17 protein-coding genes are annotated in these 20,995 nt (G+C 66.0%); 3 read left to right on the top strand and 14 right to left on the bottom strand.

Going from position 1 to position 20,995, the window contains the following annotated elements:
* Nucleotides 1–4: 4 nt before the first annotated feature.
* The 4 genes from IG194_RS10350 to rpsU form a co-directional block, all read right to left on the bottom strand.
* Nucleotides 5–3,739, bottom strand: coding sequence for a bifunctional diguanylate cyclase/phosphodiesterase (locus tag IG194_RS10350; protein ID WP_058487632.1), 3,735 nt, complete (start codon nt 3,737–3,739; stop codon nt 5–7).
* 119 nt (nt 3,740–3,858) lie between these two features.
* Entirely contained in the window at nt 3,859–5,709 is a 1,851-nt protein-coding gene (gene rpoD, locus IG194_RS10345) for an RNA polymerase sigma factor RpoD (protein WP_009615539.1), read from the bottom strand.
* 78 nt (nt 5,710–5,787) lie between these two features.
* Nucleotides 5,788–7,806, bottom strand: coding sequence for a DNA primase (dnaG, locus tag IG194_RS10340; RefSeq protein ID WP_043269310.1), 2,019 nt, complete (start codon nt 7,804–7,806; stop codon nt 5,788–5,790).
* A gap of 189 nt (nt 7,807–7,995) precedes the next feature.
* Complete coding sequence (rpsU, locus tag IG194_RS10335) at nt 7,996–8,211, bottom strand: 30S ribosomal protein S21 (protein WP_003085057.1); 216 nt, start codon at nt 8,209–8,211, stop codon at nt 7,996–7,998.
* 203 nt (nt 8,212–8,414) lie between these two features.
* Between rpsU and tsaD the strand changes: the two genes are divergently transcribed.
* Nucleotides 8,415–9,440 (top strand): tRNA (adenosine(37)-N6)-threonylcarbamoyltransferase complex transferase subunit TsaD, encoded by a 1,026-nt coding sequence (gene tsaD / locus IG194_RS10330; RefSeq protein WP_043269309.1) that lies wholly within the window; start codon nt 8,415–8,417, stop codon nt 9,438–9,440.
* A 93-nt stretch (nt 9,441–9,533) separates the two neighbouring features.
* Here the strand turns inward: tsaD and plsY are convergent, their stop codons facing one another.
* Nucleotides 9,534–10,103, bottom strand: coding sequence for a glycerol-3-phosphate 1-O-acyltransferase PlsY (plsY, locus tag IG194_RS10325; RefSeq protein ID WP_058487631.1), 570 nt, complete (start codon nt 10,101–10,103; stop codon nt 9,534–9,536).
* A gap of 82 nt (nt 10,104–10,185) precedes the next feature.
* On the opposite strand from plsY, the gene folB reads away from it, so the two are divergent.
* Both folB and folK read left to right on the top strand, forming a co-directional pair.
* Nucleotides 10,186–10,539: a dihydroneopterin aldolase gene (gene folB / locus IG194_RS10320; protein WP_009615564.1), complete on the top strand. Its 354-nt coding sequence runs from the start codon at nt 10,186–10,188 to the stop codon at nt 10,537–10,539.
* Nucleotides 10,530–11,066 (top strand): 2-amino-4-hydroxy-6-hydroxymethyldihydropteridine diphosphokinase, encoded by a 537-nt coding sequence (gene folK / locus IG194_RS10315; RefSeq protein ID WP_043269305.1) that lies wholly within the window; start codon nt 10,530–10,532, stop codon nt 11,064–11,066. Before folB ends, folK begins: the two co-directional genes overlap by 10 nt.
* A gap of 225 nt (nt 11,067–11,291) precedes the next feature.
* Here folK and IG194_RS10310 read toward each other — a convergent pair whose 3' ends face one another.
* The 9 genes from IG194_RS10310 to rsmA all read right to left on the bottom strand — a co-directional run bounded on the left by IG194_RS10310 (nt 11,292) and on the right by rsmA (nt 20,965).
* Nucleotides 11,292–12,518 carry a multifunctional CCA addition/repair protein gene (locus IG194_RS10310; RefSeq protein ID WP_058487630.1) on the bottom strand — a complete coding sequence of 409 codons (1,227 nt, stop codon included), beginning with the start codon at nt 12,516–12,518 and terminating at the stop codon, nt 11,292–11,294.
* 348 nt (nt 12,519–12,866) lie between these two features.
* Complete coding sequence (locus tag IG194_RS10305; protein WP_058487629.1) at nt 12,867–13,376, bottom strand: DUF4136 domain-containing protein; 510 nt, start codon at nt 13,374–13,376, stop codon at nt 12,867–12,869.
* Nucleotides 13,377–13,434: 58 nt separating this feature from the next.
* Nucleotides 13,435–14,988, bottom strand: coding sequence for a SpoVR family protein (locus IG194_RS10300; protein WP_043269299.1), 1,554 nt, complete (start codon nt 14,986–14,988; stop codon nt 13,435–13,437).
* On the bottom strand, nt 14,985–16,256 hold the full coding sequence (locus tag IG194_RS10295) for a YeaH/YhbH family protein (RefSeq protein ID WP_058487628.1): 1,272 nt from the start codon (nt 16,254–16,256) through the stop codon (nt 14,985–14,987). Before IG194_RS10295 ends, IG194_RS10300 begins: the two co-directional genes overlap by 4 nt.
* 116 nt (nt 16,257–16,372) lie before the next feature.
* Nucleotides 16,373–18,295 (bottom strand): PrkA family serine protein kinase, encoded by a 1,923-nt coding sequence (locus tag IG194_RS10290; protein WP_009615576.1) that lies wholly within the window; start codon nt 18,293–18,295, stop codon nt 16,373–16,375.
* A gap of 275 nt (nt 18,296–18,570) precedes the next feature.
* A complete protein-coding gene (gene glpE / locus IG194_RS10285; RefSeq protein ID WP_043269294.1) occupies nt 18,571–18,900 on the bottom strand; it encodes a thiosulfate sulfurtransferase GlpE in 330 nt (109 codons plus the stop codon).
* Nucleotides 18,901–18,922: 22 nt separating this feature from the next.
* Nucleotides 18,923–19,747 (bottom strand): symmetrical bis(5'-nucleosyl)-tetraphosphatase, encoded by an 825-nt coding sequence (locus tag IG194_RS10280; RefSeq protein ID WP_058487627.1) that lies wholly within the window; start codon nt 19,745–19,747, stop codon nt 18,923–18,925.
* The gene (apaG, locus tag IG194_RS10275) at nt 19,747–20,127 is read right to left on the bottom strand and encodes a Co2+/Mg2+ efflux protein ApaG (protein WP_009615581.1); all 381 of its coding nucleotides are present in this window, start codon (nt 20,125–20,127) and stop codon (nt 19,747–19,749) included. The genes IG194_RS10280 and apaG overlap by 1 nt, the downstream gene beginning before the upstream one ends.
* Nucleotides 20,128–20,155: 28 nt before the next feature.
* On the bottom strand, nt 20,156–20,965 hold the full coding sequence (gene rsmA, locus IG194_RS10270; RefSeq protein WP_058073272.1) for a 16S rRNA (adenine(1518)-N(6)/adenine(1519)-N(6))-dimethyltransferase RsmA: 810 nt from the start codon (nt 20,963–20,965) through the stop codon (nt 20,156–20,158).
* Between the last annotated feature and the right edge of the window lie 30 nt (nt 20,966–20,995).

The following is a 20,995-nucleotide window of genomic DNA, read 5'->3' as shown; positions in this document are numbered from 1 at the left end:
GGGATTATACCGGCGTCCCTTGCGCGGTGCCAATCGGATGCAGCGGGGTTAGGAAGCGGGCTGCGAACTGTTCGGCAGGCAGGGGCGGGCTGAGGGCGTAGCCCTGGACCTGGTCGCAGCCTTCTTCGGCGAGGAAGCGTTCCTGTTCTTCGCGCTCCACGCCTTCGGCGATGATGGTCAGGTTCATGCTGCGGCCCAGGGCGATGATGGCGCGGGCGATGGCGGCGTCGTGCGGGTCGTCCGGCAGGCCGTGGACGAAGGATTGGTCGATCTTGAGGATGTCCAGCGGCAGTTGCTTGAGGTAGCTGAGCGAGGAGTAGCCGGTGCCGAAGTCGTCGATGGCCAGTTGCACACCCAGGCGCTTCAGGGCGTGCAGGGTGGTCAGGGCTTCGTCGGTCTGGTGCATCAGGAAGTTCTCGGTGATCTCCAGTTGCAGCCTGGGGGCGTGCAGGTTGTAGCGTTGTAGCAGTTCGCGCACCTGGTCGACCACGTCGTGCTGGTACAGCTGGGCGCCGGCGAGGTTCACCGACAGCGGGCCGAAGGCGGCGTGGCTCTGTTGCCAGCGGCTCATCTGCCGGCAGGCTTCTTCCAGTACCCAGGTGCCCAGGGGCAGGATCAGCCCGGTTTCCTCGGCCAGGGGGATGAAGCGGTCCGGCGGGATGGCGCCGTACTTGGGGTGGCTCCAGCGGATCAGCGCTTCGGCGCCGACCAGCGCGCCGGTATCCAGGGCCTGCTTGGGCTGGTAGTACAGCTGCAGCTGGTGGGTTTCCAGGGCGCGGCGCAGTTCGTGTTCCAGGGCCACGCGTTCGTTGGCCTGGAAGGTCAGCTCGCGGGTGTAGAACTCGACGCGGTTGCGGCCTTGGGCCTTGGCCCGGTACATGGCCGCGTCGGCGTTCTTCACCAGGGTGGCGACGTCCTTGCCGTCCACCGGGAACAGGCTGATGCCGATGCTGGCGCTGACGAAGAATTCCTTGTCGTCGGCGACGAAGGCGTGGCTGAAGCAGTTCAGCAGTTTTTTCGCCACGTGTTCGGCGTCGGCGCTCTGGTGCAGGCCGGGCAGCAGGATGATGAATTCGTCGCCGCCCTGGCGGGCTACGGTGTCGATGTCGCGCAACTGTTCGCGCAGGCGCCGGGCGATGGATTTCAGCAACTGGTCGCCGACCGGGTGGCCGAGGCTGTCGTTGATGTGCTTGAAGCGGTCCAGGTCGAGGAACAGCACGGCGCCCAGCTGCTGTTCTTCCTGGCTTTCCTTCAGGGCGGAGGTCAGGCGCGATTCGAACAGCAGGCGGTTGGGCAGGCCGGTGAGCGGGTCGTGGTGGGCCTGGTAGTCGAGGCGGGCCTGGGCGTACTTGAGCGTGGAGATGTCGGCGAAGACGCCGACGAAGTGGCTGGTTTCGCCGTTGTTGCCCCGCACGGCGCTGATGGTCAGCCATTCCGGGTAGAGTTCGCCGCTCTTGCGCCGGTTCCAGATCTCGCCCTGCCAGTGGCCTTCGGCGTTGAGGTGGTGCCACATGGCGACGTAGAAGCTGCTGTCGTGCTGCCCCGAGGCCAGCAGGCGCGGCGACTGGCCGAGCACTTCGTCCTCGCCGTAGCCGGTGATTTCGCTGAAGGCGCGGTTGACCGCGATCATGCGCTGGCTGGCGTCGGTGATCATCACGCCTTCGGCGGTGCTTTCGAACACGGTGGCGGCCAGGGTGAGCTTTTCCTGCATCTGCTGGCGTTCGGTGATGTCGCGGGCGATGGTCAGCAGGCAGTCTTCGCCGCTGATGACGATGTGGTGCGCCGAGAGTTCGCAGAGCCGGGCGGCGCCTTCGCGGGTGCGGATGAAGGCGGTGAAGTCCTGCACCGTCGAGCGTTCGCGGATCATCTGCAGCAGGCGCTCGCGGTCCTGCGGGTCGGCCCACAGGCCCAGTTCCAGGGTCGAGCGCTCGCTGGCGCTCTCGCGGCCGTAGCCGGTGATGCGGGTGAAGCCTTCGTTGGCCTCCAGCAGCAGGCCGTCGCGGATGCGGGTGATGAGCATGCCGTCGGGGGAGGCGTGGAAGGCCTTGGCGAATTTTTCCTCGGAGGCGCGCAGTTGCTCCTGGGTCTGCTTGAGCTGGGAGATGTTGCGCGCCACCACCACCAGGGCGGGCGTGTCGTCCAGCGCCACGCGCTGGGCCGAGAGCAGGGCGGTGAAGCGGGTGCCGTCGCGGCGGTGCAGGCTGATCTCGATGTTGTTGAGGTTCTCGCCCTGCAGGCGTTCGAGCATGCGCGGGCCCATGCCCGGTTCGCTCCAGATGTTCAGCTCGGTGGCGGTCTTGCCCAGGGCTTCGCTGGCGGGGATGCCGACCTGCTGTTCGAAGGTGCTGTTCACCGCCAGCAGGCGCCCGTCGATGCGCCGGGCGAGGACGATGATGTCCGGGCAGTGGTGGAACACCGAGGCGAATTTCTGCTCGGACAGGCGTAGGGCCTGCTCGGTGCGCTTGGCCTCGGTGATGTCGATCATCAGGCCGCGCAGGATGAGTTCGTCGCCGTGGCGGATGAGGGTGACGATGTCGCGGATCCACACCACGCGGCCGTCGGCGGCGAGCATCCGGTAGTCCAGGCTGTGGTTGCGCCCGGCGCGGCTTTCCGAGAAGCAGAAGCTCATGGCCTGTTCGGCATCGGCCGGGTGCAGGGTGCGCTGCCAGAAGCCCGGTTGCAGCCATTCGTGCTGCGGGTAGCCCAGCAGTTCCTGGGCGTGGGGCGAGACGTAGGTGAAGCGGTTTTCCGACAGGCGCATTTCCCAGGCGATGGCGGCCATGCTCTCGACCAGGCCGCGGAAGTGCTGCTCGCTGTCGCGCAGGGCCTGTTCGAGCCTCACCCGTCGCGCCACTTCGCCGCGCAGGCGGCGGTTCATCGCCACCAGGGTGGCGACGATCGCCAGGCTCACCAGCAGGGCCGGCAGGCCGATGCTCAGCAGGTGGTGCGACCAGGCTGGGCGGTTGTCCAGCAGGCCGCCGACCCAGGGTGTCTGCAGGGCTTCGACCTCGTCGCTGCTGAGCTCGGCGAAGAGCTTGTCGAGGATGCCGGCGAGCATCGCGTCGCTGCGCGGCACCGCCATGGCCAGTTGGTAGCGATAGGGCGTTTCGCCGCTGATCTGGATGCCTTCGAGCTTGAGCTGGCGCAGGCTCCAGACGCTGGAGGCGAAGTCGCCGACGAAGGCGTCGATCTGCCCGGTGGCCAGGGCCTGCAGGGCCGCCGCGACGCTGGGCAGGGGCAGCAGGTTGAGGTCCGGGTGCTTGGCGATCAGCAGTTCATGGGGCGCGTAGTGGTCGACCACGCCGACCTTCAGGCCGTACAGCGCTCGCAGGTTTTCCGGGTTGGGGCCATCCTTGCGGGCGAGGATGACGATGGGGAAGTCCAGGTAGGGGCGGGTGAAGGTCAGGTATTCGCTGCGTTCGGGCGTGGCCATGATGCCTGGCAGCAGGTCGACCTGGCCGTTGCGCGCCTGCTGCAGGACTTCGTTCCAACTGCTCGGTTCGCTGGGCTGCATGCCGACCTGCAGGCGGTCGCTGATCAGTTGCACGTAGCTGGCGGCGAGCCCCTGGTAGCGGCCCTGGTCGTCGCGGAACTCGAAGGGCGGCCAGGAGGCGTCCACGCCCAGGCGCAGCTGCGGGTGCTGGCGAAGCCAGGCCTGTTCTTCCGGCGTGAGGGTGAGCGCCTGCGCCTGGAGGACCCAGCATGCCAAGCACAACAGAAGAGCCTGCAGACGCGGCATGGGAGCCTCGGACCCGGGGAGTGGATATGCCGAAGTGTAGTCGGGCCCCGGCCGCTCCAGTAGCCCCCTGCCAGTATCCCTGAAAGAAAAACCCCCGGGCTGTGCCGGGGGTTCTTCGATCACTCGTCGAGGAAGGATCGCAGGTGCTCGCTTCGCGACGGGTGGCGCAGCTTGCGCAGCGCCTTGGCTTCGATCTGGCGGATACGCTCGCGGGTCACATCGAACTGCTTGCCGACTTCCTCGAGGGTGTGGTCGGTGTTCATGTCGATGCCGAAGCGCATGCGCAGCACCTTGGCTTCCCGGGCGGTGAGGCCGGCGAGGACTTCGCGGGTGGCTTCCTTGAGGCTCTCGCTGGTCGCCACTTCGATGGGCGACTGCATGGTGGAGTCCTCGATGAAGTCGCCCAGGTGCGAGTCTTCGTCGTCACCGATCGGGGTTTCCATGGAGATCGGTTCCTTGGCGATCTTCAGGACCTTGCGGATCTTGTCTTCCGGCATGTCCATGCGTTCGCCCAGCTCTTCCGGGGTCGGTTCGCGGCCCATTTCCTGAAGCATCTGGCGGGAAATGCGGTTGAGCTTGTTGATGGTCTCGATCATGTGCACCGGGATACGGATGGTGCGCGCCTGGTCGGCGATCGAGCGGGTGATCGCCTGGCGGATCCACCAGGTGGCGTAGGTCGAGAACTTGTAGCCGCGGCGGTATTCGAACTTGTCCACCGCCTTCATCAGGCCGATGTTGCCTTCCTGGATCAGGTCGAGGAACTGCAGGCCGCGGTTGGTGTACTTCTTGGCGATGGAGATCACCAGACGCAGGTTCGCCTCGACCATTTCCTTCTTGGCGCGGCGGGCCTTGGCCTCGCCGATGGACATGGCGCGGTTGACGTCCTTGATCTCGGAGACCTTGAGGTCGACGTTGCTTTCCAGCGCGGACAGCTTCTGCTGGTTGCGGATGACGTCGTCCTTCACGCGCTCCAGGGCTTCGGCGTACTTCGGCTTGGCCTTGAGCACGCTGTCGACCCAGGCTTCGTCGGTTTCCCGGCCGGGGAACAGGCGCAGGAAATCGGCGCGCGGCATGCGGGCGTCACGCACGCACAGTTGCATGATGGCGCGTTCCTGGCGGCGCACCTGGTCCAGGGCGTCGCGCACGCGGGTGACCAGGGCGTCGAACTGCTTGGGCACCAGCTTGATCGGCATGAACAGTTCGGCCAGGGCGAGCATTTCCGCATCGGCCTGCTTGCTGCCGCGGCCGTGCTTCTTCAGCGCCTTCTTGGTCTTGTCCAGCTGATCGGCGACCAGGCCGAAGCGGCGCGCGGCCTCTTCCGGGTCCGGACCGCCGTCGCCTTCGTCTTCGCTGTCGTCGTCGGACTCCTCGTCCTCTTCCTCGTCATCCTTGGCCTTGGCGTCGCCGCCCTTGTCCTTGAGGTCGAGTTCGACTTCCTCGGCGGGAACCGAGCCGTCGTCCGGGTCGATGTAGCCGCTGAGGATGTCGGACAGGCGGCCGCCTTCGCTGACCACCCGCTGGTATTCGTCGAGGATGCCGTCCACCGCGCCAGGGAACTGGGCGATGGCGCTCATGACTTCGCGGATGCCTTCCTCGATGCGTTTGGCGATTTCGATCTCGCCTTCGCGGGTCAGCAGTTCCACGGTGCCCATTTCGCGCATGTACATGCGCACCGGGTCAGTGGTGCGGCCGACGTCGCTCTCCACCGCGGCCAGGGCGGCGGCGGCCTCTTCGGCTGCGGCTTCGTCGGTATCGGTTTCGGCCAGCAACAGGGCATCCGCATCCGGGGCTGTCTCGAATACGTTGATCCCCATGTCGTTGATCATGCGGATGATGTCTTCCACCTGTTCCGGATCGGAAATATCCTCCGGCAGGTGGTCGTTGACCTCCGCGTAAGTCAGGTAGCCCTGCTCACGACCACGGCTGATCAACTCTTTGAGACGAGATTGCTGTTGCGCTTTTCCGGACATAACACCCTATCCACTGAAGGTCTTGGCGGGCTGAAATAAGCCGAGGATTATACCAGCTTCGAGGCTTCAGGCGCCAGTTCAGCTCTGGGGGCCTGGTGAAGAGGCATTGCTGAAGTGTTCCCTCAATAGAGCTTTCTCTTCGTCAGTCAGTTCACTGGGGCTCTTCTGCATCACGCTGCGCAGCCGCGCCTCGCGGCTGTTGTGCAGTTGACTGTGTGCAAGTGTAGTAATGGTGTCGCAGAACTGCTTTTCAAGATTGCCCTGGTCGATCAGCCATTCCTTTTCCGCCAGGGCCTGCAGCAGGCGTCCTTGCGGGGTGCCGTGCCAGCGCGCGATCAGTTGCATCGAGCGCTGCTTCGGGTTCTTCTGCAGCGCTTCGACGAGCGCCGCCAGCAACTGCGAGTAGGTCTGCCCTTCGTTGGCGAAATGGCTGGCGTCCTCGACCTTCTGCGCCAGCTGCGGGTGGTGCAGCAGGGTGCGCAGCGCGGTCAGAGTGGGCGATTCGACGCTGATCTCGGTGCGCGGCTGGCGCGGGGCGAAGTCGCCGCGCTTGCCGCCCTTGCCACCTTTGCCGTCCCATTTGCGCTCGCCCTTCCAGGGTTTCTTGCCCGCTTTGCCGCCAGCGAAATCCGACGGCGCCTCGAAATAGCTGGCGCTGTCCTGGTAGCTGGGCTCGCCGTGATCGGCGAAGTGGCCTACATCGTAGTCGCTGTATTCATGCGCGTGGCTGTCCGGGGCGACGCTTGGCGTGGCCTGGCCGTGCCCTTGGGCATGGCTTTGGCCGCCGCTTGAGCGTGGCGCGTTCAGGTGGTTGAGCGCCTCGCCGCTCAGGCCGGTGAGCTGGCCCAGGCGCTGGCGCATCAGCAGGCGCAGGGTGTTGCCGGGGATCTTCTCCAGCAGCGGGCCGGCCAGGGTCGCCAGGTGCGCCTTGCCTTCCAGGGTGCTGGGGTCGGCTTCCTGCATCAGTTGCTGGAAGAAGTAGTCGGCCAGCGGCTGGGCCTGCTGCACCAGGCGCGCACGGAAGGCGTCGGGGCCTTCGGCGCGGACCAGGCTGTCCGGGTCCTCGCCCTCGGGGAGGAACAGGAAGCGGATCTTGCGGCCGTCCTGCAGGTTCGGCAGGGCCGATTCCAGGGCGCGCCAGGCGGCCTTGCGTCCGGCCTGGTCGCCGTCGAAGCAGAACAGGATGTTCGGCACCAGGCGGAACAGGCGCTTGATGTGTTCCTCGCTGGTGGCGGTGCCGAGGGTGGCCACGGCGTTGCGGATGCCCTGTTGTGCCAGGGCGATCACGTCCATGTAGCCTTCCACCACCATGATTTCGTCGAGGTCGCGGTTGTTCTTGCGCGCCTCGAACAGCCCGTAGAGTTCCTGGCCCTTGTGGAACACCGGGGTTTCCGGGGAGTTCAGGTACTTGGGCTTGTCGTCGCCCAGCACCCGGCCGCCGAAGGCGATCACTCGCCCGCGGCTGTCGCGGATGGGGAAGATCACCCGGTCGCGGAAGCGGTCGTAGCGCTTGCCGCTGTCGGGGTTCTCCACCAGCAGGCCGGCGTCGAGCATGGCCTTGAGTTGCAGGTTGTCGCCGCCCAGGTGCTTGAGCAGGTTGTCCCAGCCCGGCGGGGCGAAGCCGAGGCCGAAGTCGCGGGCGATCTCGCCGGTCAGGCCGCGGCCCTTGAGGTATTCCACCGCGGCCTTGCGCGCCGGGTGGCTCTTCAGCGCCTGGCGGTAGTAGTCGGCGGCGGCGCTCAGCAGCGGGTACAGCGGCGAGTCGGTCGGCTGCCGCGGCTTGCCGCGCCGGCCTTCCTCGCGGGGGATGTCCATGCCGGCGCGCTTGGCCAGGTCCTCGACGGCCTGGACGAAGTCCAGGTTGTCGTGGTCCATGATGAAGCCCAGCGCGTTGCCGCCGGCGCCGCAGCCGAAGCAGTAGTAGAACTGCTTGTCGGGGCTGACGGTGAAGGAGGGTGTCTTCTCCTTGTGGAAGGGGCAGCAGGCGCTGTAGTTCTTGCCGGTCTTCTTCAGCTGGATGCGCGAACTCACCACATCGAGGATGTCGGTGCGGTTGAGCAGGTCATCGATGAAGGATTGCGGAATCAGGCCGGCCATAGACTCGTCGGGACGCAGGATGGACCCAGGCATACACCCAAGGCTGGCTTGGAGTATGGCATTTCATGGGGCGTGAAAAGCAAAAAACTCCGAGCTTCGCCAGGTGCGAATCGGAGTGCGGTGTAGCTTTTCAGGCACTCGCCCGGCGAGTGGGCCGGGCGATGTGCAGAGCGTGCGGCTGAGTCGAACTCAGTACAGACGCTCGCGGCGGCGCTGTTCGCGCTGCACTTTCTTGGCGTGACGCTTGACGGCGGCAGCGGCCTTGCGCTTGCGCTCGGCGGTGGGCTTCTCGTAGAACTCGCGGCTACGGACTTCAGCCAGTACACCGGCTTTTTCGCAGGAGCGCTTGAAACGACGCAGGGCTACGTCGAAGGGTTCGTTCTCTTTAACTTTGACGGCGGGCATCCAGGTCGTACCTTCAATGATTACCGGGGATTTATCGCGCTCCTGGCAGTAGGCACTGGAGACGGCGGTTTTCAAGGGTTGCGGATATTAACGGTTCGGGCTCAGGAATGCAAAGCCTCCGATCGAAAAACGCTGGTCGGTACCCGCAGCGGGCGATTATCATGCGCCGCTTCCCATTTGCCCAGAGTTGAAGGCTCGAACCCATGCGTGTGCTGGGGTTGGAAACCTCCTGCGACGAAACCGGCGTCGCCCTCTACGACAGCGAGCGCGGCCTGCTGGCCGATGCGCTGTTCAGTCAGATAGATCTGCATCGCGTCTACGGCGGGGTCGTGCCCGAGCTGGCCTCGCGCGACCACGTCAAGCGCATGCTGCCGCTGATCCGCCAGGTGCTCGACGAGGCCGGCTGCCAGAGCGGCGACATCGACGCCATCGCCTACACCGCCGGCCCCGGCCTGGTGGGCGCGCTGCTGGTCGGCGCCTCCTGCGCCCAGGCCCTGGCGTTCGCCTGGGGCATACCGGCGGTCGGCGTGCACCACATGGAAGGCCACCTGCTGGCGCCCATGCTGGAAGAGCAGCCGCCGCAGTTCCCGTTCGTCGCCCTGCTGGTCTCCGGCGGCCACACCCAACTGGTGCGGGTAGACGGCATCGGCCGCTACCAACTGCTCGGCGAGTCCCTGGACGACGCCGCCGGCGAGGCCTTCGACAAGACCGCCAAGCTGCTCGGCCTGGGCTACCCCGGTGGCCCGGAGATCGCCCGCCTGGCGGAACAAGGCACGCCGGGGCGCTTCGTCTTCCCGCGGCCGATGACCGACCGTCCGGGCCTGGACTTCAGCTTCAGCGGCCTGAAGACCTTCGCCCTGAACACCTGGCAGCGTTGCCGGGAGGCGGGCGACGACGGCGAGCAGACGCGCTGCGACATCGCCCTGGCGTTCCAACAGGCGGTGGTCGAGACGCTGACCATCAAGTGCCGCCGCGCCCTCAAGCAGACCGGCCTGAAGAACCTGGTGATCGCCGGCGGGGTGAGCGCCAACCGCGCCCTGCGCGAGCACCTGCAGAAGATGCTCGGCGAACTCCGCGGCCAGGTGTTCTATGCCCGCCCGCGGTTCTGCACCGACAACGGCGCGATGATCGCCTACGCCGGCTGCCAGCGCCTGCTGGCCGGCCAGCACGACGGCCCGGCGATCGACGTGCGCGCGCGCTGGCCGATGGAGTCGCTGCCGGCGGTATAAAAAGATGGCTGCAAGCGACAGGCGGCAAGCTGCCAGCGGCGTGCCGCCACTTTTCGCTTGCAGCTTGTCGCTGGTGGCTTGAAGCTCCCTGTCCTAGAAATGTCGCTCGCGCCCGGCCACGAGGTCGCGCAGGTTGCCGCGGTGGCGCCAGACGATGAGCCCGGTCAGCACCGTCATCGGCAGCAGCGCCGCCGGCAGTTGCCAGGCCAGCAGCGGCAGGGTGAGCGGAGTGGCGACCAGCGAGGCGAGCGAGCTGGTGCGCGAGAGCCTGAAGGTGAGCAGCCAGGCCACCGCGGCGAGCAGCGCGGCCGGCGGGTAGAGCGCCAGGAGCATGCCGGCGGCGGTGGCCACGCCCTTGCCGCCGCGGAAGTTGAAGTACAACGGGTAGAGGTGGCCGATCACCGCCGCCACGCCGACCCAGGCCTCCTGCATCGCGCCCAGGCCGAACAGGCGGGCGACGAGCACCGGCACCAGGCCCTTGGCCAGGTCGCCGACGAGGGTGAGGATGGCGGCCTTCTTCCCGGCCAGGCGCAGCATGTTGGTGGCGCCAGGGTTGCCGGAGCCGCCGGCGCGCGGATCGGCGGTGCCGAAGAGGCGACTGAGGAGTACCGCGAAGGACAGCGAGCCGAGCAGGTAGGCGAGGATCGCCAAGAGCCAGACCATGGTTTCCACCGGGGACGAGACTGTCCCCGATTCTAGCGGGGTGGCGTACGCTTGTCGTGCACTGGCCTTGGAGCAGCAGTAAGTGGACAGAGTTTTTATCGAGGGCCTGGAAGTGGACACCGTGATCGGCGTCTACGACTGGGAGCGGGGGATACGCCAGTGCCTGCGTCTGGACCTGGACCTGGGTTGGGACATCCGCCCGGCAGCGGCCGACGACGACATCGCCAAGGCGCTGGACTACGCGGTGCTCTCCGAGCGCATCGGCGAGTTCGCCCGTGACGCGCATTTCCAGCTGGTGGAAACCTTCGCCGAGCGCCTGGCCGCGCTGCTGATGGGCGAATTCGGCATCCGCTGGCTGCGCCTGCGGGTGACCAAGCCGGGGGCGGTCGCCGCTGCCGCCGGCGTTGGCGTGGAGATCGAACGCGGATGCCGCTGACCACCGTTTTCCTCGGCCTGGGGAGCAACATCGAGCGCGAGCGTCATCTGCACGCCGGGCTCGAGGCGCTCACCGGCTTCGTCCGCAACCTGCGCTGCTCGCCGGTGTTCGAAAGCGAACCGGTGGGCATCCGCAGCGGCCCCTTCATCAACCTGGTGGTGACCGGCGAGACCGAGCTGCCATTGGCCGAGCTGAGCCTGCGCCTCAAGCACATCGAGGCCGACAACGGCCGCTACGCGCCGGAACGCAAGGGCCTGCCGCTGGATATCGACGTGCTGCTCTATGGCGACCTGCACGGCGAGTTCGACGGCCTGGTGCTGCCGCGTGCCGAGGTGCTGAAGAACGCCTTCGTGCTCTGGCCCCTGGCGCTGCTGGCGCCCGATGTGCGTCATCCGGGCGCCGGGCGTGATTTCGCCAGCCTATGGGCCGAGGCGGACATCGACCAGCGCCTGTGGCCGGTGCCCTTCCAGTGGCGCGGCGCCGAGCTGACGCCGGCCGCGCTGATCGAGGCGCATCCGGCGGCCTGATTCCGTCTGCCTTTCGTAGGAGCGAGCTTGCTCGCGAACCCTGGCCTTGCTCGGTGCCGGGGCTGTTCGCGAGCAAGCTCGCTCCTACAAGAGGGCGGGGCGTAGGGCGGATAACGTTCGACGTTATCCGCCGTTTGACTTGGGCTCCAGGCCACTCCGGGTTTGGCTTTGGAGTTGGCGGTGGTCTGGGGTGTGGCGGCGTATGACCGCGAACGGTTATACGCCCTACGTCTGGGCTTCCTTGTAGGCCTTGAGTGCCTTCAGGCGTTCGCGCTTGAGGGCTTCGCCCAGTTCCGCGCCCTTGAAGCCCTTTTCCAGCAATGGCTGTACCGCCACTTCGCGGGCCGCCTTGGCGGCGCCGCGCAGGTAGTCGGCTTGTGGATAAACGCGGTTTTCCAGGCCGTGGCGGCCGCGGGCGTCCATTTCGCTGGCGGCGATGAATTCCTCGAAGCGCTGCGGCCGGCGGTAGACGTCGAAGGCCTGCAACAGCTCCAGCAGGGTGCTGGGCCGCAGTTCCAGGGCGCGATGGGCGTGGGTGTGGTATTCGCCGACCAGGCGCGCCAGTTCCTGGCAGTCGCGCGGCGCCTTGAAGCGGGCGTTGACCGCATCGATCAACGGCAGGCCCAGGTGTTCGTGGGCGATGTGCCGGGGCCAGTCCTCGCGGCGGGTGCGCGCCTTGCCCAGGTCATGGAGCAGGCAGGCCCAGCGCACGGTCAGCGGCTGGCGGTGCTCGGCGCACTGGCGCAGCACGGCCAGCAGGTGTTCGCCGGTGTCGATTTCCGGGTGGTGCTGCGCCGGTTGCGGCACGCCGAACAGGGCGTCGACCTCGGGCATCAGTACGGCCAGGGCGCCGCAGTCGCGCAGCACCTGGACGAACACGTCGGGGCGGGCTTCCATCAGGGCGCGGGCGATTTCCTTCCAGCTGCGCTCGGGCGTCAGGGCTTCCAGCTCGCCGGATTCGGACAACTTGCGCATCAGCGCCAGGGTTTCGTCGGCGACCTTGAAGCCCAGCGGCGCGAAGCGCGCGGCGAAGCGGGCCACGCGCAGCACGCGCAGCGGGTCTTCGACGAAGGCCGGGGAGACGTGGCGCAGCAGGCGGGCTTCGAGGTCGCGCTGGCCGCCGTAGGGGTCGATCAGCCGGCCGTTATTGTCCTCGGCCATGGCGTTGATGGTGAGGTCGCGGCGCACTAGGTCTTCTTCCAGGCTCACGTCGGGGCTGGCATAGAAGGTGAAGCCGCCGTAGCCGCGGCCGCTCTTGCGTTCGGTGCGGGCCAGGGCGTATTCCTCGCCAGTCCTGGGATGGAGGAATACCGGAAAGTCCGCGCCCACCGGGCGGTAGCCCTTCTCGAGCATGTCTTCGGCGCTGGCGCCGACCACTACCCAGTCGGTGTCGCTGACCGGCTGGCCGAGCAGACGGTCGCGAACGGCGCCGCCTACCTTGTAGATCTGCATGAAGCTTTCTCCTGTCAGGGGGATAGCTTCGGGCTTCGGAGAGCGGGGGGCAAGCCTGTAGGCGCGCGCCCTGCGCGCGATTTCGCGGGCAGGGCCCGCTCCTACAGGGGAATGGCGTGGAGCGGATCTCATCCGCGAATCGCGCCGGAACCTCCGGCTATCGCGGACAAGGTCCGCTCCTACGAGGAAACTCCATACCTCACAGCAAATTGTAGGAGCGGGCCCTGCCCGCGAAATCGCGCGCAGGGCGCGCTCCTACAGGGGAATGGTACGGGTGGGGCGGCGTAGGAGCGGATCTCATCCGCGAATCACGCCGGAACCTCCGGCCATCGCGGACAAGGTCCGCTCCTACGGGGTGGCCTGGGGAATCTGGCTTACCAGTGCTTCGACCGCGTGCTGCAGCAGCTCGCTGCTGGCGTGGGCCGGGCTCAAGCCGGTGCTGACGGTGCCCTCCCAGAGCACCTGGTCCTGCTGGTCGGTCAGGCGCACGCGCAGGGTGCCGGTTTCGTCGCGCAGGCGGTGGATGGCCAGGTAGGGGCCGAGGGATTGCGGCGGCGGCACGTCGACCTTGAATTCCAGCGGCGCGTCGCGCAGGGCCAGCCAGTAGTAGACGCGCAGTTGCGCGGCGCCGGCTTCGCGGTAGCCGCGCCTTTCCAGGCCCTGGCGCAGCCAGGCGTTGATCAGCGGGTAGCGGCTGGCGTAGGGCAGGGCGTCGACGGCGTTTTCCGGGGGCATCAGCTGGAAGGCTTGCAGCCCGGCCAGGCGGCTGTCCGCCGCCTGGGTCACGCGGGCCTGGGGTATCTGCGTGGTGCAGGTCGCGAGAGCGAGGCAGAACAGGAGGATGGCGAAAAGACGCATGGCGACCTCGGCTGGGCTTGGCGTCATGCTCGATCCTGCCCCGGGTAGGGTCAACCGATCAAATGGGCGGGATGATCAGGTCCAGCCGCGGATAGCCGTCCTCGTTCTCGCGTTCACCCTTTGGGGGCATGTGGTGGGTCTGCACGACCTGCTCGCCGTTGAGGGTTTCCAGGTGGATGTCGAAGCCCCACAGGCGGTGCAGGTGCTTCATCACGTCCTCGGTGGATTCGCCCAGCGGCTGGCGGTCGTGCTGCTGGTGGCGCAGGGTCAGGGAGCGGTCGCCGCGGCGGTCGACGTTCCAGATCTGCACGTTGGGCTCGCGGTTGCCCAGGTTGTACTGCGCGGCGAGGGTCTCGCGGATCTTGCGGTAGCCGTCGTCGTCGTGGATGGCGTCGACCAGCAGGTCGTCCTTCTGGTCGTCGTCGAGGATGCTGAACAGCTTGAACTCGCGGATCACCTTGGGCGAGAGGAACTGCAGCACGAAGCTCTCGTCCTTGAAGCTCTTCATGGCGAACTTGAGGGTGGCCAGCCAGTCGCTGCCTGCGATGTCCGGGAACCAGCGGCGGTCTTCCTCGGTGGGCTCCTCGCAGATGCGACGGATGTCGCGGTACATGGCGAAGCCCAGGGCGTAGGGGTTGATGCCGCTGTAGTAGGGGCTGTCGAAGCCGGGCTGGTAGACCACGCTGGTGTGGTACTGGAGGAACTCCATCATGAAGCCGTCGGTGACCAGGCCCTCGTCGTAGAGGTCGTTGATCAGGGTGTAGTGCCAGAAGGTTGCCCAGCCTTCGTTCATCACCTGGGTCTGGCGCTGCGGGTAGAAGTACTGCGCCACCTTGCGCACGATGCGCACCACCTCGCGCTGCCAGGGTTCCAGCAGCGGGGCGTTCTTCTCGATGAAGTAGAGGATGTTCTCCTGCGGCTCGCTGGGGTAGCGCGCCAGTTCCTGTTCCTTGTCCTTGCCGGCGGCGCGCGGGATGGTCCGCCACAGGTCGTTGACCTGGCGCTGGATGAGTTCCTCGCGTTCCTTCTGGCGCTGCCGCTCTTCCTCGGCGGAGATGGGGTAGGGCCGCTTGTAGCGGTCGACGCCGTAGTTCATCAGGGCGTGGCAGGAGTCCAGCAGGTCTTCCACCGCGTCGATGCCGTAGCGCTCCTCGCACTGCATGATGTACTGCTTGGCGAACACCAGGTAATCGATGATCGAGCTGGCGTCGGTCCAGGTGCGGAACAGGTAGTTGCCCTTGAAGAAGCTGTTGTGCCCGTAGCAGGCGTGGGCGATCACCAGCGCCTGCATGCACTGGGTGTTCTCCTCCATCAGGTAGGCGATGCAGGGGTCGGAGTTGATGACGATCTCGTAGGCCAGGCCCATCTGCCCGCGCTTGTAGTTCTTTTCCGTGCTGAGGAAATGCTTGCCGTAGGACCAGTGGTTATAACCGATGGGCATGCCGACCGAGGCGTAGGCGTCCATCATCTGCTCGGCGGTGATGACCTCGATCTGGTTCGGGTAGGTGTCCAGCGCGTAGCGCTCGGCGATACGGCTGATCTCCCGGTCGTACTGGCGGATCAGCTCGAAGGTCCATTCCGACCCGGTGGCGATGGGCTGGCGCTTGCTCATGCGACTAGCCTCCTCTGGAACAGTTCGCGGAACACCGGGTAGATGTCCGCGGCGGAGACGATCTGCTGCTGGGCGAAGCTGTCTTCGAAGGCTTCGCGCACCCGTTCGTACTCGAACCACAGCGCCTGGTGCTCGCGCGGGGTGATCTCGACGTAGGTGTAGTACTGCACGAACGGCATGATCTGTTTCATCAGGATATCGCGGCAGACGGGCGAATCGTCATTCCAGTTGTCGCCGTCGGAGGCCTGGGCCGCGTAGATGTTCCACTCGTGGGTGGGATAACGCTCGGCCATGATCTCCTGCATCATCTTCAGCGCGCTGGAGACGATGGTGCCGCCGGTCTCCCGGGAATAGAAGAATTCTTCCTCGTCCACCTCGCGGGCGCTGGTGTGGTGGCGGATGAACACCACTTCGATCTTCTCGTAGTTCCGCTTGAGGAACAGGTACAGGAGGATGAAGAAGCGCTTGGCGATGTCCTTGGTCGCCTGGGTCATGGAGCCGGAGACGTCCATCAGGCAGAACATCACCGCCTGGGAAGTGGGGTTGGGCTGCTTGATCAGCAGGTTGTACTTGAGGTCGAAGGTGTCCAGGAAGGGCACGCGGTCGATACGCGCGCGCATCCGGGTGATTTCCTGCTCCAGCGCCTGGATGTCGCCGAGGTTGTCCGGCTCCTCGCGCTTGAGCCGTTCCAGTTCGGCCACGGCGGCGCGCAGCTTGCCGCGGGTGGAGCCGGTCAGGGCGATGCGCCGGGCGTGGGCCGAGCGCAGGGTGCGGACGATGTTGATGCGCGAGGGGTTGCCGTCGTTGCTGATGCCGGCGCGCACGGTCTTGAAGGTGTCGCTGCCGGTGATGTGGCGCTTGACCAGGTTGGGCAGTTCCAGGTCCTCGAACATGAAGTCGAGGAATTCCTCCTGGGTGATCTGGAAGACGAAGTCGTCCATCCCCTCGCCCTGGTTGCTGGCCTTGCCGCCGCCGCGGCCACCGCCGCCGCCCTGGGGCCGGGCGATGTGCTCGCCGGTGGTGAATTCCTTGTTGCCCGGGTGGACGATGGTCTGCCGCCCGCCGCGGCCGTGGTGAAGGATGGGTTCGTCGATGTCGCGGCCGGGGATGCTGATCTGCTCGCCGTGCTCCATGTCGGTGATCGAGCGCCGGCTGACGGCCTCCTCGACCGCCTTCTTGATGTGCTCACGGTAACGCCGCAGGAAGCGCTGACGGTTCACCGTGCTCTTGTTCTTGCCGTTCAGACGCCGGTCGATGACGTAGCTCATACAGGCCCTCCGGGCTGAGCTGGAAGCTGGAAGCGGTAAGCTGGAAGCAGGCCGCAACCGGGGGTTACGGTATGCCTCTGGCTTCCGGCTTCCAGCATCCGGCTTTCAACTGCTTTTTACTGCGACTTACGTACGCGCAGATACCATTCCGACAGCAGGCGCACCTGCTTCTCGGTGTAGCCGCGCTCGACCATACGCCGGACGAAGTCGTTGTGTTTCTGCTGGTCCTCCTTGCTGGCCTTGGCGTTGAAGCTGATGACCGGCAGCAGGTCCTCGGTGTTGGAGAACATTTTCTTCTCGATCACCACGCGCAGCTTCTCGTAGGACAGCCAGCTGGGGTTCTTGCCGTTGTTGCCGGCGCGGGCGCGCAGCACAAAGTTGACGATTTCGTTGCGGAAATCCTTCGGGTTGCTGATGCCGGCCGGTTTCTCGATCTTCTCCAGCTCCTCGTTGAGGGCGGCGCGGTTGAGGATTTCGCCGGTTTCCGGGTCGCGGTATTCCTGGTCCTGGATCCAGAAGTCGGCGTAGAGCACGTAGCGGTCGAAGATGTTCTGGCCGTATTCGCTGTAGGACTCAAGGTACGCGGTCTGGATTTCCTTGCCGATGAATTCCACGTAGCGCGGCGCCAGGTATTCCTTGATGAAGCGCAGGTAGCGCTCGCGGGTTTCCGGCGGGAACTGTTCCTGCTCGATCTGCTGCTCCAGCACGTAGAGCAGGTGCACCGGGTTGGCCGCCACTTCGTGCGGGTCGAAGTTGAACACCTTGGAGAGGATCTTGAAGGCGAAGCGGGTGGAAAGCCCGGCCATACCCTCGTCGACCCCGGCGGCATCGCGGTATTCCTGGATCGACTTGGCCTTGGGATCGGTGTCCTTGAGGTTCTCGCCGTCGTAGACGCGCATCTTCGAGTAGATGTTGGAGTTGTCCGGCTCTTTCAGGCGCGACAGCACGGAGAACTGCGAGAGCATCTTCAGGGTGTCCGGGGCGCAGTGCGCGTGGGCCAGCGAGCTGTTGATCAAAAGCTTGTCGTAGATCTTGATCTCGTCGGTGACGCGCAGGCAGTACGGGACCTTGACGATGTAGATACGGTCGATGAAGGCCTCGTTGTTCTTGTTGTTGCGGAAGCTGTGCCACTCCGATTCGTTGGAGTGGGCGAGGATGATGCCGCTGTAGGGCAGCCCGCCCAGGCCCTCGGTGCTGTTGTAGTTGCCCTCCTGGGTGGCGGTCAGCAGCGGGTGCAGGACCTTGATCGGCGCCTTGAACATCTCGACGAATTCCATCAGGCCCTGGTTGGCCCGGCACAGCGCGCCCGAGTAGCTGTAGGCGTCGGCGTCGTTCTGCGGGTACTCCTCGAGCTTGCGGATGTCCACCTTGCCCACCAGGGCGGAGATGTCCTGGTTGTTCTCGTCCCCCGGTTCGGTCTTGGCGATGGCGATCTGGTTGAGGATCGAGGGGTGCAGCTTGACCACGCGGAACTGGCTGATGTCGCCGCCGAACTCGTTGAGCCGCTTGGTCGCCCACGGCGACATGATCGAGCGCAGGTAGCGCCGCGGGATACCGTAGTCTTCCTCGAGGATGGCGCCGTCCTCATCCGGGTTGAACAGCCCCAGGGGCGATTCGAACACCGGCGAGCCCTTGATGGCGTAGAAGGGCACCTTCTCCATCAGTTGCTTGAGCTTTTCCGCCAGGGACGACTTACCGCCGCCCACCGGGCCGAGCAGGTAGATGATCTGTTTCTTTTCTTCCAGGCCCTGGGCCGCGTGGCGGAAGAAGGCGACGATCTGGTCGATGCATTCTTCCATGCCGTGGAAGTCGGCGAACGCCGGGTAGCGGCGGATCACCTTGTTGGAAAAGATTCGCGACAGCCGTGGGTCGGTGGAGGTATCCAGCAGTTCCGGCTCGCCGATGGCCATCAGCATGCGCTCGGCCGCGGTGGCATAGGCGGTCTTGTCCTGCTTGCAGATATCCAGGTACTCCTGCAGGGAGTATTCCTCCTGGCGGGTCGCTTCGAAGCGTTCCTGGAAGTGACTGAAAATACTCATGACGTCTCCTCGCTCGATGCATGGAGCCGGCACGGGATCGGTGTGAGTGGGTGCGGGCGGGCTGCCAGCGTGGCCGGCGAATTTCCCCCAGAACTCCAACGGTACCTGGCTTGCGCCCTGAACCGCCCCAAATGGTCACTGCCGATTCCCGGAAGCCGGTGGGCCGGCTCTCCCCTTTTGGATGGCCTGAGGAAAAGGATAGTTCGTTATCCGGCCTGTAAAGGGGAATCGGGTGAGAAGTTACAGATTTATTTGTGGAACCTCGGCCGGGCCCCTCAGTCCGCCTGGCCGCTGCTGGTATCCGCGGGATAGACGCTGCGCCACAGTTCGAAGCCGCCGTCGACGCTGTACACGTCGGTGAAGCCCTGCTGGACGAAGTAGGCGGCCGCGCTCTGGCTGGAGTTGCCGTGGTAGCAGAACACCAGCAGCGGGGCGTCGAGGTCGGCCTGGCGGATGAAGTCGGCCACCGAGTAGTTGTCGATGTGGCGGGAACCGGTGACGTGGCCCATCGCGTAGCTCTGCGGGTCGCGGATGTCCACCACCTGGGCGCCGGCCTGGCGCAGCTGGTGGGCCTGTTCGGGGGCGATGCGCTTGAATTCGCTCATGTTCTCTGCTCTGTGGGTGGGCTCAGCCGGCGTTGCCGGCGCAGCTGCAGGCGATGCGTTCGCCGTTGTCGACGTTCAGCAGGGTCATGCTACCGCCCCACACGCAGCCGGTGTCCAGTGCGTAGAGGCCGGGTACGTCGCACTGGCCTTCCAGCGCCGCCCAGTGGCCGAAGATGATCTTGCGCCCGGCGGCCTTGCGCTCGGGGTAGCTGAACCAGGGGGCGTAGCCGGCCGGCGCGGTATCCAGGCCTTCCTTGCTCTTGAGGTCGAGCTTGCCGTCGGGGGTGCAGAAGCGCATGCGGGTGAAGTAGTTGGTGATCACCCGCAGGCGGTCGATGCCGTGCAGCTTCTTGTCCCACTTGGCCGGCTCGTTGCCGTACATGCCTTCGAGGAACAGCGGCAGGCGCTGGTCGTCGCGCAGGGCTTCCTCCACTTCGGCGGCGCGCTGCAGGGATTTCTCGATGCTCCACTGCGGCGGGATGCCAGCGTGCACCAGGGTGACGTCGCGCTGGGCGTCGTGGTGCACCAGGGGCATGTTGCGCAGCCAGTCGAGCAGGTCGTCGCGCTCCGGCGCCTCGAGGATTTCGCGCAGGGTGTCGGCCTTCTTCAGGCGTTCGGCGTTGTAGGCCACGGCCAGCAGGTGCAGGTCGTGGTTGCCCAGCACGCAGACCACCGAATCGCGCATGGCGTAGAGGAAGCGCAGGGTTTCCAGCGACTGCGGGCCGCGGTTGACCAGGTCGCCCACCAGCCACAGCTTGTCGCGGGCGGGGTCGAAGGCAACCCGCTGCAGCAGTTGTTTCAGTGGCTCCAGGCAACCCTGCAGGTCGCCTACGGCGTAGGTGGCCATCAGTGCAGCGCTCCGGGGACCGCGAGGCGGAATACCGGGATTTCGGCGTCGAAATGGTGGCCATCGGCGGCGACCATCTGGTAACTGCCGGACATGCTGCCGACCTTGGTAGCCAGCACGGTGCCGCTGGTGTAGGTATGGCTGGTGCCCGGCTCGATCAGCGGCTTCTCGCCCACCACGCCGGCGCCGCGCACTTCCTGCACGTGGCCGTCGCCGTCGGTGATGATCCAGTGGCGGCTCAGCAGCTTGGCCGCCTGTTCGCCCTGGTTGTGGATGGTCACCGTGTAGGCGAAGACGTAGCGCTGCTGCTCCGGCTGCGATTGCTCGGGCAGGTGGCGGGTGGTGACGCTGACGGAAATCTGGTATCGGGGATCGCTCATGCTCGGCTCGGGCGTCTCGTCGAGGGTTTCACTGCTCGGGGGCCAGTTCCGCCAGGCGGTTGGCCAGGCGCACGAAGTCGGCCACGTCCAGTTGCTCCGGGCGCAGGCTGGGGTCGACGCCGGCGGCCTCGATGTCCTCGATGGACATCAGGCTGCGCAGGGTGTTGCGCAGGGTCTTGCGGCGCTGGTTGAAGGCTTCGCGGACGATGCGTTCGAGCAGGCGGTGGTCCTTGGCCGGGTGCGGCGGCTCGGCGTAGGGCGCCAGGCGGACGATGGCCGACTCCACCTTGGGCGGCGGGTTGAAGGCGCCCGGGCCGACAGTGAACAGGTAGTCCACCTTGCAGAAGTACTGGACCATGATCGACAGCCGGCCCCAGTCGCCGCCGCCGGGCTCGGCGGCCAGGCGCTCGACCACTTCCTTCTGCAGCATGAAGTGCATGTCCTGGATGATCCCGGCGTGCTCCAGCAGGTGGAAGATCAGCGGCGTGGAGATGTTGTAGGGCAGGTTGCCGACCACCCGCAGCTTCTCGCCGGCCTGGGGCAGGGTGGCGAAGTCGAACTTCAGGGCGTCGCCCTGGTGCAGGCGGAAGTTCGGCTTGAGGCCGAAGCGCCACTTCAGTTGCGGGATCAGGTCGAGGTCGAGCTCGATCACGTCCAGCTGCGCGCCGCTGTCCACCAGGCCTTCGGTGAGGGCGCCCTGGCCCGGGCCGATCTCCAGCAGGTGCTGGCCTTCCTTGGGCGCGATGGCGCGCAGGATGCGGTGGATCACCCCGGCGTCGTGCAGGAAGTTCTGGCCGAAGCGCTTGCGCGCGCGATGTTGGAAAAGCTCGGAAGACATAGGGAATTCCAGGGAGCAGCTAGAAGCCTG

Source organism: Pseudomonas sp. ADPe (assembly GCF_014843515.1).
Taxonomy (GTDB): Bacteria; Pseudomonadota; Gammaproteobacteria; order Pseudomonadales; family Pseudomonadaceae; genus Pseudomonas; species Pseudomonas citronellolis.
Note: the sequence above shows the minus strand (reverse complement) of the source record. Positions and strands in the feature narration are given on the sequence as shown.